This is a genomic window from Niallia sp. HCP3S3_B10 (assembly GCF_052064465.1).
Classification (GTDB): Bacteria; Bacillota; Bacilli; order Bacillales; family Cytobacillaceae; genus Niallia; species Niallia hominis.
Genome location: NZ_JBQHVO010000002.1, coordinates 22289 through 34817 on the forward strand (window position 1 = coordinate 22289; position 12529 = coordinate 34817).

A 12529-nucleotide genomic window follows, 5' to 3' on the forward strand; every position below is an offset into this window, starting at 1 on the left:
GGAGGCCTCAGTCTTGGAAGGAACACTTATTCAAAAATTTAATAAAAAATCACAAAAGAAAAAAAGTTGGAATGATCGCTTGTTTGACATTGCTGTCTATACGACTGCTATTTTAATGATTTTAATGATTGTGTATCCTTTATGGTTTATTATTATCGCTTCCTTTAGTAATCCAACAGATGTTACAAATGGAAACGTATGGTTTTGGCCAAAAGAGTGGAAGGTAGATGGCTATATTGAATTATTTAAGCAGGAAATTATTTGGAGATCTTATTTGAATACAATTATTTACACGGTTGTGGGGACGATTATCGCTTTAATCGTTAATATTCCTGCAGGATATGCTTTATCAAGGGCTGATTTATTCGGGAAAAAGTGGCTATCTATTTTTATACTTATTCCTATGTTTGTAAGTGGAGGATTGGTACCAACTTATCTAGTTATAAAAGGATTTGGGTTACTTGATACCTTTTGGGTAATGGTATTACCTTTTGCTGTGTCCTCTTTTAATATAATCATCGCTAGAACTTTTTTTAAAAATAGTATACCGGATACGTTGTGGGAGGCAGCGCAAATTGATGGATGTGGAACAATCAGATATTTTTTAACGATAGTACTGCCATTATCAAAAGCTATTTTAGCTGTAATTGGTTTGTGGACTGCCGTTGGTATTTGGAATTCATGGTTTAATGCACTGATTTATATTTCCAATGAAGATTTGCAGCCGCTTCAATTAGTTTTGAGAAGGATTCTAATTTCCAATGAATCTTTGCTTGGTACTGCATCTGGGGAACTGGCATCAGAATTAAGAAGATTATCCGAAATGATGAAGTATGCAGCGATAGTTGTATCAACTGCACCTATTATGTGTTTATATCCATTTTTGCAAAAATATTTTAATCAAGGTGTCATGGTTGGTTCTATAAAAGAGTAATAGAAAGGGGAATAGCAATGATAAAGAGAAGCTGGAAAGGGTTACTAAGTGTTGTTTTAACAAGTAGTTTAATTGTTGGCTGTAGCAATGCTAACACGAGCACCAAAGAAAAGGAAGATGGGGAATATCGAATTGCAACCGTTCGTTGGGCAGACTGGGGCGATGATTTTCTTAAAGGCTTTGTAGAAGATACAGAAAAAGAAGCTGGAATTAAAGTCGATTGGGACATCTATTTAAATTCCGAATGGGGAGATAAGAAATCAGTACTGATGGCAGGTGGAGATTTACCAGATGCATTTTGGGGATCGTTAGCTTTAAGTGATGGGGATATTGCCCAAAACCAAAGTCTTTTTATTCCATTAGAGGATTTAATTGCAGAAAATATGCCGAATCTAATGGCGGCATTTGAGACAGAGCCATCATTACGAGCTCTAGTTACCTCTCCTGATGGCCATATTTATAGCTTGCCTAAGAAATTGCCTTTAAGACCGTTAACAGGAAATCAGCTATTTATTAATCAAAAATGGTTAGATAATTTAGGCTTGGAAATGCCAGATACGTATGAAGATTTTTATAATGTTCTAAAAGCATTTAAGGAAAAGGATGCAAATGGAAATGGAGATTTAAATGATGAAATTCCTTATGGAGGGAATATTTATGGGTTTATATTGCCATTTGGCGTAACGAAAGGAAATGATAAAGCTGGTCTAATGACTTTAAAGGATGGAAAGCCTTCTTACATTCCTACACAGGAAGAATATAAAGAGGGAATTGCATGGATGAATAAAGCATACAAGGATGGCTTAATCGATCAAGAATTGTTTACACAGGATGATTCAATGGCAGAAGCAAAACGTAAAGATGAAAACGGTTCATTAGTAGGAGTCGCCTTTGGATGGACACCAGATGCTGTATTTGGTCCAAATGCCAAGGAATATGTTCCATTGGCGCCGCTTAAAGGTCCTGATGGAGAAAGATACGTAATTTCTGATACGGAAACCTATTCGAGAAATGAACTACTTATTACGACTCAAGCCAAGGATCCAGCAAAATTATTACAATGGGCAGATAAATTTTATACAGAGGATGCTAGTATTCAAACTTTTTATGGATCATTTGGCATTGGGGTAGAGAAAAATGATGATGGGACGTATCAAGTATTGAATGCACCTGAAGGAGAATCAGCAGATATTTTTGCTTGGACTAATTCATTCCGTGATTTTGGTCCTAAATATATTGAAGATGGATTTAATGAAAAGGTAACTTTGCCAACTGATAGTGGGGATGGATTAAAGCTAGAACTTGATAAAAAAATAAGCGAATACGCAAGAGAGCAATTTCCAACAGTAAGCTTTACAGCAGATGAAATGCAACGTTTAAATACGTTGAATGTAGACTTAACTTCCTATGTGAATTCCATGCAATCTAAATGGGTTGTAGAAGGTGGAGTAGAAAAAGAATGGGATGATTATATAAGGCAACTAGAAAAAATGGGTTACGGTGAGTTTATGGAAATCCAAAATACTGCATTTAACAGATATCAGGAATCATTAAAGTAGAAAGTACGAAGTGCAGCAGTCAGAATTAAACTTTTATTTCTGACTGTTGTTTCTTTATAAAAGACTACTTGATTATCTAATAGGAAGTGAATTATTTATTGTTGAAAAGGCAGGTGAATGAAATGGGTACATTCTTTCAACTCGATAGTCCCATCAGCAGGAATTTAGCGAAAATAGTAGATGTTCTTTTATTGAATATTATTTTTATTCTTTTCTCACTTCCTATTGTCACGATAGGTGCTTCGCTAACAGCTTTGTATTCGGTTCATTTTAAAATAGCAAGAGGAGAACATCCCTCCATTTGGATAAGTTTTATCCAGTCGTTTAAAAAGAATTTAAAACAGAGCTCCCTTATTTGGTTTCTCCTGATAGGTATTGGCGTAATTCTACTTGGAGATATTTATTATCTTGTATACACCAATGGGATTTGGAAAGTTATTTTTATGAGTCTAACCCTTATCTTTAGCTTTTTATATCTTACATTGTTCGTAATTATTTTTCCCTATATATCTAGATTTGAAGATTCAATAAAAACAGCAGTTGTAAATTCTTTATTGATTGGAGGCTTTCACTTTCCATATTTATTACTGGTACTAATGATCAATATAGTGCCTATTGTTTTCTTTTTATCCTCTTTTACTGGTTTTTTAACAGGTGTCTATTTCATTACCTTTGGTGGACTTTCCATTTTGACTTTTGTGAATTCGATTATATTTAAAAGGATTTTTTCAAAATATGAAAACAAAAAAGGAGGAGAAGTATGATGGAGAAAATACGGATAGGATTAATTGGAGTTGGTGGGATGGCTCAGTCTCATATAAAGGGATTGCAGAATGTCGGAACGTTTCAAATTGATGCAATCTGTGATTCAAATAACAAAAATCTAAAAAAAGTCGGAGAGCGATTAGCTATTAAATCGGAAAATCAATATATAGATTTCCGTAAGTTAATTGATTCTCAAAAAGTAGATGCAGTTGTATCCATCACACCCAATAATGTACACGCGCCAATATTGGAATATTGTATCGAAAAAAACATGCCTATCTTAACAGAAAAGCCGTTAACATTGGACTATGAGGAAGCGAAACAGCTTGCTGAAAAATATAAGCAACAACCTATTCTTTGTATGGTAGGGTTTAGTTATCGATATACACCAGCATTTCGATTTGTAAAAGCATTACTAGATAAAGGGGAAATCGGTCAAATAATGAATTTTTCTATTCAGTATCTGCAAGGGTGGGGAGCACTACCTTATGATACTCCCTATGTTTGGCGCTTTAATCCTGCGGTCACAGGAACAGGAGTATTAGGCGATTTAGGTTCCCATATGATTGATATGGCATATTATTTATTTGGATCATTTCAAGAAGTATCAGCTAAAATGGAAAGCTTTATTAAGAAAAGAAAAATGGAGCAATCGAATGAATGGAAAGAATTCGTTATTGACGACTTTGTATGTTTTCAGGCAAAAATGGAAAGTGGCATAGTTGGTACATTTCAAACAACAAGAAATGCTATAGGCTCAGGGAATCAGTTTGATGTGTCCATATACGGTGATAAAGGAACTATTCATGCAAATACAATGGAAGAAGAGATAGTGAATTTGATACATTTTGATGATGGGACGGCTGAGGTTGTGGAGAAAAAAATGCATGTTCCAAAAACTGTATACTTGTCTGAATGGGAGGATTTTGCCCAAATGCTAAAGGGGAAAATAGGATCAGGTTTTCCAGATTTTGAAGTAGGACTAAGGAATCAACAAGTGTTAGAAGCAATAATCCAGTCCAGTAATCAACCAGGGAAAATGATAGATGCGTTAGAAAGCTGAAAGGGTTGTCCTTGTTTAATTCTCCTAATTACGGATATAATAACTAGGCGACTATTTGTACATAGGTTATTATTCGATTAGAAGGAGAATTTATTATATGAAGTTTAAAGATCATCTTGTTTTTAATGTTTCTATAATCATAATCTTGTTGATTGTGTTAGTAGGAGCTCTTGCACCAGATACACTTAAGGAAGGCACAGCTAGTGTCCAATCCTTTATTACAGATTCTTTTGGTTGGTATTATTTAATTGTGGTCACGTTTTTCGTGATAATTTGTTTGTACTTATTAATAAGTCCTGTAGGTAAAATAAAATTAGGAAAACCTGACGATAAGCCTGAGTTTTCAAGACTAGCATGGTTAGCGATGCTTTTCAGTGCGGGAATGGGAATCGGCCTTGTCTTTTATGGGACAGCAGAGCCACTAAGTCATTATGCAATTAGCTCTCCGACAAATGAAATTGGTACAGATCAAGGCATAAAAGATGCAATGAGATATACCTATTTCCATTGGGGAATTCATGCATGGGCAGTATATGGGATTGTTGCTTTAAGCCTTGCCTACACGACCTTTAGGAAAGGTGGAAAAACATTAATCAGTTCAACCTTGAAGCCATTGCTAGGTAATTCAATGGAAGGAAGAGCAGGAAGAATTATTGATATTATCGCTGTTTTTGCAACAGTAACAGGGATTGCAACAACGCTAGGTTTCGGAGCGGTGCAAATAAATGGGGGGCTTTCTTTTCTGTATGATATTCCTTCCACTTTTTTAACACAATTTATTATTATAGTAATTGTCACCGTCCTGTTTTTACTTTCAGCCCTTACTGGATTAGGCAAAGGGATTAAAATCCTTAGTAATACGAATATGATATTAGCTTTCGTTCTATTTTTGATTGTTTTTATCATGGGGAATACAGTATTTATCCTCAATTTATTTACAGATACAATTGGAAGCTACTTACAAAACTTAGTGCGCATGAGTTTCCGAATTGCGCCTTTAAATGGTGAGAATCGCCAATGGATAGATGCGTGGACGATTTTTTATTGGGCTTGGTGGATTGCGTGGTCACCATTTGTAGGTATTTTTATTGCTCGTATTTCCAAAGGAAGAACGATTCGTGAATTTATAACGTTCGTACTATTTATTCCATCAGTAATTGGCTTTTTATGGTTCTCTGTGTTCGGTGGAAATGCGATGTATCTTGAACATAAAGGGTTAGGTACTATATCAACTTTTGCTACAGAAGAAACATTGTTTGCCCTTTTAGAGCATTATCCACTTAGTGCTTTACTATCCCTATTGGCTATTTTATTGGTTGCTGTGTTCTTTATTACTTCTGCCGATTCAGGAACATTCGTTTTGGGGATGCTATCTGCAAATGGCGTACAAAATCCAAGTAATCGGATTAAAGTCATTTGGGGGGTATTGCTTACGACGATTTCCCTTGTATTACTTTATTCTGGCGGATTAGATGGATTACAAAATATGATGATTATTGCGGCTCTTCCTTTTTCCTTAATAATGATTTTAATGACAGTAAGTCTATTGAAGGAAGTACATCAGGAAAAAGCGGAATATGAATCAAAGTGGAAGAAGAAAAAAAGCTCGAAATAATATCGAGTCTTCAGAATCGAGGTTTTGTTTACCTTTTTGTTGCATGCTAAAATGTTGATGGGAGCGGAAATGTTACATATCCGCTCCCATCAACATATTTTATTTGGGGAAATTTTCAGTGACGAATTTAATTTTCTTCTTCTTTATCTTTATTAAACCATAATGGCTCGTAATCATCGACTTCCCCATTATAATTGATTAAAATTTCTTCGCCGGCTTTTATATCCTTATAAGCATAATAATCAAAAGTATGTTTATCAAAATTAATCTCATAAGTCGCATTTGGTTCATACGAATGGTTAAAAAGCATGCCGTAACCTAGAACAACTGCACTGTGATTAATACCATATTCATATACATAATCTTCTAATACCGTTCTTTCGATATACTTATGTTGTTCATTTGGATAAGGAACAACAGGAGCTTCATGGAATAAGGTCCCCTTTTTAATATCACAAGTAGCAAATACGCCTCTATTGAATTCCCCATCGCTTAGGGGGGATGTTTTAATTTCTATCATTATTGTTCACCTACAACTCTTTATAGTTTACTGCTATCTCTTACTCTAACATTGATTCTTTTATTTAGGAAATAAATTAATGAAAAACTTATAAAAAATGAAGCATTTCAGTTATAATCTGACTTTTTAACTAATGAAGAATTTGGAGATAATAGTGTATAATGAGTACGATTCTTTAGGTTTTCGTAATGATTTTAGAATTGGATTACGTTTTTTTAATAAAGAACATAAAAAGGAAGAGACAGGAGAAAAAATGAAAAATTATAAATTGCTTATTCAATATGATGGTGGACGGTATAAAGGATGGCAACGCCTCGGTAATGGGGACCAATCCATTCAAGGGAAAATTGAAAACGTCCTGACAGAAATGGTAGGAGAAAAGATTGAAATTATCGGCTGCAGCCGAACAGATGCAGGTGTACACGCATTATCACAAGTTGCTAACTTCAAAATGAACAAAGAAATGACGGAAAAAGAGGTCATGAATTATCTAAATCACTACTTACCAAATGATATTAGTATTTCGAAAGTAGCAATCGTTCCTGATCGTTTTCATGCAAGATATAATGCAAAGGATAAAACCTATGTGTATAAAATTTGGAATAAATCGTATACCAATCCTTTTATGCGCAAATATAGTATGCATGTAGAGAAAAAGCTAAATGTAAAAAGAATGGAGCAAGCAGCTGCCTATTTTGTTGGTAAACATGATTTTACAGCTTTCTCGAACGCTAAATCTAAGAAGAAGTCAATGGTTAAAGAAATATACTCCATTGATATAAAAGAAGTGGAAGGGTTTCTTGAAATTCGTGTCAGTGGTGATGGTTTTCTTTACAACATGGTAAGAAAAATAGTGGGAACACTAATAGAGATTGGGCTAGGAAAAATCGAAGCAGATGCTATTCCAGCAATTATTGCAGAAAAAGATCGTAGTCTGACAGGAATGATGGCAGAAGCAAATGGGTTATTTTTAGAAAAGGTACAGTTTTAAAAGAAATAGGTAAAAGCGAGTAGGTTCTTTAGTAAGAAACTACTTGCTTTTTTTTATAGTTAAAAATGGTTTTGTTTTAAATGAACGTTTCCTCCTTAAAAAATTGTAGTGCAAATATAAAAAGCTTAGCCCAAAAGAGAATGATTTAATAAATAAACGGATAATTATATAACAAACAGAGATTTGTCACATGCTAAGGGAAGGGACTTTGCTTTTGAAGTAGAAATGAATATAGCAAGAGGAGGAAAATAAATGAACTATGCGGATGACAGTCTGATGCTACATACAGATCTTTATCAAATTAATATGATGGAGACATATTGGAGAGATGAAAAACATGAACGAAAAGCTGTGTTTGAACTTTACTTTCGCAAACTCCCTTTTGGAAATGGTTTTGCTATATTCGCTGGTCTTGAACGGATTTTATCTTATATAAAGAATTGTCGGTTTACACAAAGCGATTTGGACTATTTACGAAATGAAGGAGGTTATAAGGAGGATTTTCTTCTTTATTTAAAAAATTTCACTTTTTCTGGTGACATATATTGCATGGAGGAAGGGGAGCTAGTATTTGCCAATGAACCGATTCTAAGAGTAGAAGCCCCAATTGCGGAGGCGCAATTAATCGAAACGGCATTATTAAATATTGTTAATTACCAAACACTTATTGCAACAAAAGCTGCGAGAATGAAGCAGGTTATTGGAGAGCAGACGGCAATGGAGTTTGGGACAAGAAGAGCGCAAGAAATGGATGCAGCGATATGGGGAACAAGAGCTGCCTATATTGGTGGGTTTTCGGCGACGAGTAATGTAAGGGCAGGGAAAATTTTTAATATCCCTGTATCTGGAACACATGCACATGCACTTGTTCAAGCATATCAAGACGAATATGAGGCTTTTAAAAGCTATGCCAGCACCCACAAAGAATGCGTTTTCCTTGTTGATACATATGACACACTCCGCTCTGGTGTTCCCAATGCTATAAAAGTGGCAAAGGAGCTTGGAGATAAGATTCACTTTAAGGGGATTCGTTTAGACAGTGGAGACTTGGCGTATCTTTCAAAGCGAGCTAGAGAAATGCTTGATGAAGCGGGCTTTTCTGACACGAAAATTATTGCCTCTAATGATTTAGATGAGTATACCATTATGAATTTGCGGGCAGAAGGAGCAAAAATTGATATCTGGGGAATTGGAACAAAGTTAATTACTGCATTTGATCAAGCAGCACTGGGCGCTGTATATAAATTAGTCAGTATAGAAAATGAACAAGGTATAATGGAGGATACCATTAAATTATCTGGAAATCCGGAAAAGATTTCTACGCCAGGTCAGAAAAGAGTATATCGAATTATAAATAATGAAAATGACCATGCTGAGGGTGATTACATTGCACTGGCAAATGAAGTAATAACACAAGAACCATTAAAAATGTTTCATCCTGTTCATCCATATTTGAATAAAGTGGTGACGAATTACAGGACCATCGAATTACATCATCCAGTTATAAAAAACGGGCATATCCAGTTTGAACCACCAGCATTAAAAGATATTCAAATGAAGGCTAAAGAGAACCTGAATTATCTATGGAATGAATATAAGCGAACGCTTAATCCAGAAGAGTATCCAGTCGATTTAAGTAAAGCATGCTGGGAAAACAAGCGAAGCTATATAGAAAAAATGAAAGAGAAATCACGCAGCGTTTAACCTTTTTAAGGAGAGGATAAATTGGGTAAAATAGGGATTTACGGATCATCCTTTGATCCAATAACAAATGTTCATCTCTGGACGGCTAGCACTGTTGCCCATCGTTGTAAATTAGACAAGGTTATTTTTCTTCCTTGTTCCAGTAAGCGACGGGATAAAACAATGGAAACAGCAGATGAACATCGTATAAAGATGGTGAACATGGCAATAGAGGATAATGAGAAGTTTTCTTTAGATGATTATGAAATGATGCAAGATGGATGGGAAATCTATACGTATCATACGATGAATTATTTTAAAAAGCTTTTTCCAGAGGATAGTGTGTACTTTATTATGGGTGCTGATTTATTGGTTGATATTGGAAGAGGTATGTGGACAAAAGGAGAGGAGTTGATAGCAGAAAATCGGTTTATTGTAATGGCTAGAAATGGAATTGATATGCTTTCAGCCATAAGCCGATCGCCAATCCTCCGTAATCATGACGATGGGAGCACTTTTCATCTCTTAGATAAGGGATTGGCAATGGAAATAAGCTCTACCTATATACGGGAAGAATTTGCGATAGGTGGGGAACCGAGGTATCTTTTGCCAGAAAAATGCTATGAATATATAAAGAAAAATAAATTATACCAATAAACCATTCTAAAAAAAGCATGAAAAAACACAAAATTAATAAGAAATTAGTCATTGATGATTACTGAATAGTCTGATAGAATGAAGGCAATCTAAAGGCTATGTGTAACTGGCGAAATACGGAAAACCGTAGGGGAGCACATAGTGTCGTATGTCGTTCGCCTGGGCAGAGGTAAGGGATATACTCCTTTGCCTTTTTCTTTTTTAGATGATTTCATTTAGAAAGGTAAACGTATTAACCAAGCGTAAAAAGAATATAATTGAATGAAAAGGAGCAATGGAGATGAGCACTACGACTGTTAAAGATGTAAAGACTATTAAGACATTAAATAATATTGCTGCAAGTGGCCTAAGTGTGTTTAAAAAAGGAAATTTTACAATTGACGATACGAGCAATAACCCTGATGCAATTCTTTTGCGCAGCTTTAATATGCATGGTATGGAATTAGGAGAGAATGTAAAGGCAATTGCCCGAGCGGGAGCAGGTGTCAATAATATTCCAGTTGAGCAATGTACAACGCAAGGAATTGTTGTATTTAATACACCTGGTGCTAATGCAAATGCAGTAAAAGAAATGGTGCTTATGTCATTAATGGCTTCATCTCGAAATTTGTTTGAAGGTGTATCATGGGCAAAAACACTCCTTGCTGAAGGTGACCAAATTCCAAAACTAGTGGAAACGGGTAAAAAACAATTTGTTGGGCACGAAATCAAAGGAAAAACTTTAGGTGTCATTGGCTTAGGAGCAATCGGAGCACTTGTTGCAAACGATGCCCTTGCTCTAGATATGGATGTCATTGGGTATGATCCTTTTCTTTCTGTAGATACAGCTTGGAATTTATCACGTAATGTGCAGCGAGCTATGACATTAGAACAGCTATTTACAGAATCTGATTATATAACAGTCCATGTGCCGTTAACAAAAGATACGAAGGGAATGTTTAATCAGCAAGCTTTCGACTTAATGAAGCCTGGTACGCAAATTTTAAACTTCTCTCGTGGCGAGCTAGTAAATGAAATTGATATAGCTGTTGCTTTAGAAGAAGGCATAATAGGACGATATATAACAGATTTTCCGAATGAAAATGTCCTGCAAATGAAGAATACGATTGCTATTCCTCATCTAGGTGCATCTACTGAAGAGTCTGAAGAAAATTGCGCTGTTATGGCAGCTCGCCAAGTAAAGGAATTTTTGGAAACAGGTAATATTAAAAACTCTGTAAACTTTCCAAATGCATCCATCCCATACACAGGAAAACGTCGTGTTACAGCCTTCCATCTAAATATTCCTAATATGGTAGGACAGATAACACAAGCAATTTCTACTTACCAGTTGAATATTGCTGATATGATAAACAGAAGTCGTGGCGAGTATGCTTACACGATGATTGATATCGATAACGAAGTAGCAGATGAAATCATCCCACTGCTTTCTAAGCAATTAAAAGAGATTGATGGAATCGTAACAATGAGAGTTATCTAAAGTGGAGAAATAAATACGATTTGATAGACTCCTGGTTGAAAAGGAGTCTATTTTTTATTTTTGAGGTGGGTTCGTATTATTTGGTAATTAGTTAAATGATCTAAAGTAGAGAGGAAATAATCCAACCCAACTAGTTATTTCTACTAAATCCATTCAAAAAGGCTGCCCAGTGGACAACCTTTAGCCTTAACAGATTATTTAAACAACACACTCACAGACTTATGCTCATAAACACGGCTAATGGCATCACTTAGTAATTCAGCAATCGATAGCTGCGTAATTTTGTCAATTCTCTTTTCCTCTGGAAGTGGAATGCTGTTTGTCACAATCAATTCCTTGATTTGAGATTCCTGGATCATATCAATTGCTGGTTCAGATAAAACAGGATGGACACAGCATGCATATATTTCTTCTGCCCCATTCTCAAGTAATGCCTTTGCAGCAGTCGTAATGCGGTAAGATGTATCAACAATATCATCTACAATTATGGCTGTTTTTCCTTCAATGTTTCCGACAATGTTTACCTCACGAGGACCAATATCTTTTGGGCCACGCTTATCGATAATTGCGATTGGGGCTTTTAATCGATCTGCAAGCTCTCGGGCACGAGTAACACTACCGTGATCTGGGGCAACTACTACTACATCACTTGCATACTCTTTTGTATTTAAGTAGTCTGCAAGCAGTGGTATTCCTACTAATTGGTCCACTGGAATGTTAAAGAAGCCTTGTGTTTGTGGTGCGTGCAAATCTAATGTGATAACACGGTCTGCACCAGATTTTTGAATTAAATTGGCAACTAATTTAGCCGTAATTGGCTCTCTTGGTTGTGCTTTTCTATCCTGACGTGCATATCCATAATATGGAATGACGACATTAATCGTTTCAACAGAAGCGCGTTTTAAGGCATCAATCATAATGAGTAATTCCATAATACTTTGATTTACAGGATCACAAGTGGACTGAATAATAAATACTTCACAACCACGGACGCTTTCCTCAATATTAATTTGAATTTCCCCATCGCTAAATTTTTTAACGGTACATTTTCCTAATTCAGTACCTAGATGCTCTACTATTTCTTGGGCTAGAGCAGGGGATGAATTAAGAGCAAAAACTTTTAGTTTTGTTCCTTGATATGTATTGGCCATGAATGGTTCCTCCTATAATCTGAACAGACTTAGCTACCTCAATCTACCTAAAGAATAGCTCCTACTATAAGTATTGTAGGATACCGATATTTGTATTTCAACCAATTATAG

The 12529-nt window shown here is 35.5% G+C and carries 11 protein-coding genes and 1 riboswitch; of the genes, 9 read left to right on the forward strand and 2 right to left on the reverse strand.

The genetic code is table 11. The features are described 5' to 3' along the window. The first annotated feature begins 13 nt into the window (after nucleotides 1-13). The 5 genes from ACTNDN_RS01670 (at nucleotide 14) to ACTNDN_RS01690 (ending at nucleotide 5936) form a co-directional block, all read left to right on the forward strand. Nucleotides 14-934 carry a carbohydrate ABC transporter permease gene (locus ACTNDN_RS01670; protein ID WP_051640992.1) on the forward strand — a complete coding sequence of 307 codons (921 nt, stop codon included), beginning with the start codon at nucleotides 14-16 and terminating at the stop codon, nucleotides 932-934. Between the two features lie 17 nt (nucleotides 935-951). Beyond that, nucleotides 952-2493, forward strand: coding sequence for an extracellular solute-binding protein (locus tag ACTNDN_RS01675; RefSeq protein ID WP_031538750.1), 1542 nt, complete (start codon nucleotides 952-954; stop codon nucleotides 2491-2493). Between the two features lie 122 nt (nucleotides 2494-2615). Next, nucleotides 2616-3257, forward strand: coding sequence for a YesL family protein (locus ACTNDN_RS01680; protein ID WP_031538748.1), 642 nt, complete (start codon nucleotides 2616-2618; stop codon nucleotides 3255-3257). Next, a complete protein-coding gene (locus ACTNDN_RS01685) occupies nucleotides 3254-4321 on the forward strand; it encodes a Gfo/Idh/MocA family protein (RefSeq protein ID WP_441130583.1) in 1068 nt (355 codons plus the stop codon). The genes ACTNDN_RS01680 and ACTNDN_RS01685 overlap by 4 nt, the downstream gene beginning before the upstream one ends. 97 nt (nucleotides 4322-4418) lie before the next feature. Next, nucleotides 4419-5936 carry a glycine betaine uptake BCCT transporter gene (locus ACTNDN_RS01690; protein ID WP_441130585.1) on the forward strand — a complete coding sequence of 506 codons (1518 nt, stop codon included), beginning with the start codon at nucleotides 4419-4421 and terminating at the stop codon, nucleotides 5934-5936. A gap of 127 nt (nucleotides 5937-6063) precedes the next feature. Here ACTNDN_RS01690 and ACTNDN_RS01695 read toward each other — a convergent pair whose 3' ends face one another. Then, the gene (locus tag ACTNDN_RS01695; protein ID WP_349204927.1) at nucleotides 6064-6456 is read right to left on the reverse strand and encodes an SET domain-containing protein; all 393 of its coding nucleotides are present in this window, start codon (nucleotides 6454-6456) and stop codon (nucleotides 6064-6066) included. A 253-nt stretch (nucleotides 6457-6709) separates the two neighbouring features. Between ACTNDN_RS01695 and truA the strand changes: the two genes are divergently transcribed. The 4 genes from truA (at nucleotide 6710) to ACTNDN_RS01715 (ending at nucleotide 11267) form a co-directional block, all read left to right on the forward strand. Beyond that, nucleotides 6710-7447 carry a tRNA pseudouridine(38-40) synthase TruA gene (truA, locus tag ACTNDN_RS01700; RefSeq protein ID WP_031539398.1) on the forward strand — a complete coding sequence of 246 codons (738 nt, stop codon included), beginning with the start codon at nucleotides 6710-6712 and terminating at the stop codon, nucleotides 7445-7447. Between the two features lie 252 nt (nucleotides 7448-7699). Further along, nucleotides 7700-9151 (forward strand): nicotinate phosphoribosyltransferase, encoded by a 1452-nt coding sequence (locus ACTNDN_RS01705; protein ID WP_251629841.1) that lies wholly within the window; start codon nucleotides 7700-7702, stop codon nucleotides 9149-9151. Nucleotides 9152-9172: 21 nt separating this feature from the next. Beyond that, nucleotides 9173-9787, forward strand: a complete 615-nt coding sequence (gene nadD / locus ACTNDN_RS01710) for a nicotinate (nicotinamide) nucleotide adenylyltransferase (protein ID WP_031539401.1) — start codon at nucleotides 9173-9175, stop codon at nucleotides 9785-9787. A 92-nt stretch (nucleotides 9788-9879) separates the two neighbouring features. Beyond that, nucleotides 9880-9959: riboswitch (ZMP/ZTP riboswitch) on the forward strand. Nucleotides 9960-10067: 108 nt separating this feature from the next. Beyond that, complete coding sequence (locus ACTNDN_RS01715; RefSeq protein WP_235252786.1) at nucleotides 10068-11267, forward strand: phosphoglycerate dehydrogenase; 1200 nt, start codon at nucleotides 10068-10070, stop codon at nucleotides 11265-11267. Nucleotides 11268-11461: 194 nt separating this feature from the next. On the opposite strand, the gene ACTNDN_RS01720 is transcribed toward ACTNDN_RS01715, so the two are convergent. Then, nucleotides 11462-12418, reverse strand: coding sequence for a ribose-phosphate diphosphokinase (locus ACTNDN_RS01720; RefSeq protein ID WP_031539403.1), 957 nt, complete (start codon nucleotides 12416-12418; stop codon nucleotides 11462-11464). Nucleotides 12419-12529: the final 111 nt, after the last annotated feature.

Bases quoted from the DNA above. Each gene is read 5' to 3' on its own strand.
- ACTNDN_RS01675 (WP_031538750.1), top strand. From the start codon at position 952: ATGATAAAGAGAAGCTGGAAAGGGTTACTAAGTGTTGTTTTAACAAGT.
- ACTNDN_RS01680 (WP_031538748.1), top strand. From the start codon at position 2,616: ATGGGTACATTCTTTCAACTCGATAGTCCCATCAGCAGGAATTTAGCG.
- ACTNDN_RS01685 (WP_441130583.1), top strand. From the start codon at position 3,254: ATGATGGAGAAAATACGGATAGGATTAATTGGAGTTGGTGGGATGGCT.
- ACTNDN_RS01690 (WP_441130585.1), top strand. From the start codon at position 4,419: ATGAAGTTTAAAGATCATCTTGTTTTTAATGTTTCTATAATCATAATC.
- ACTNDN_RS01695 (WP_349204927.1), bottom strand. From the start codon at position 6,456: ATGATAGAAATTAAAACATCCCCCCTAAGCGATGGGGAATTCAATAGA.
- truA (WP_031539398.1), top strand. From the start codon at position 6,710: ATGAAAAATTATAAATTGCTTATTCAATATGATGGTGGACGGTATAAA.
- ACTNDN_RS01705 (WP_251629841.1), top strand. From the start codon at position 7,700: ATGAACTATGCGGATGACAGTCTGATGCTACATACAGATCTTTATCAA.
- ACTNDN_RS01715 (WP_235252786.1), top strand. From the start codon at position 10,068: ATGAGCACTACGACTGTTAAAGATGTAAAGACTATTAAGACATTAAAT.
- ACTNDN_RS01720 (WP_031539403.1), bottom strand. From the start codon at position 12,418: ATGGCCAATACATATCAAGGAACAAAACTAAAAGTTTTTGCTCTTAAT.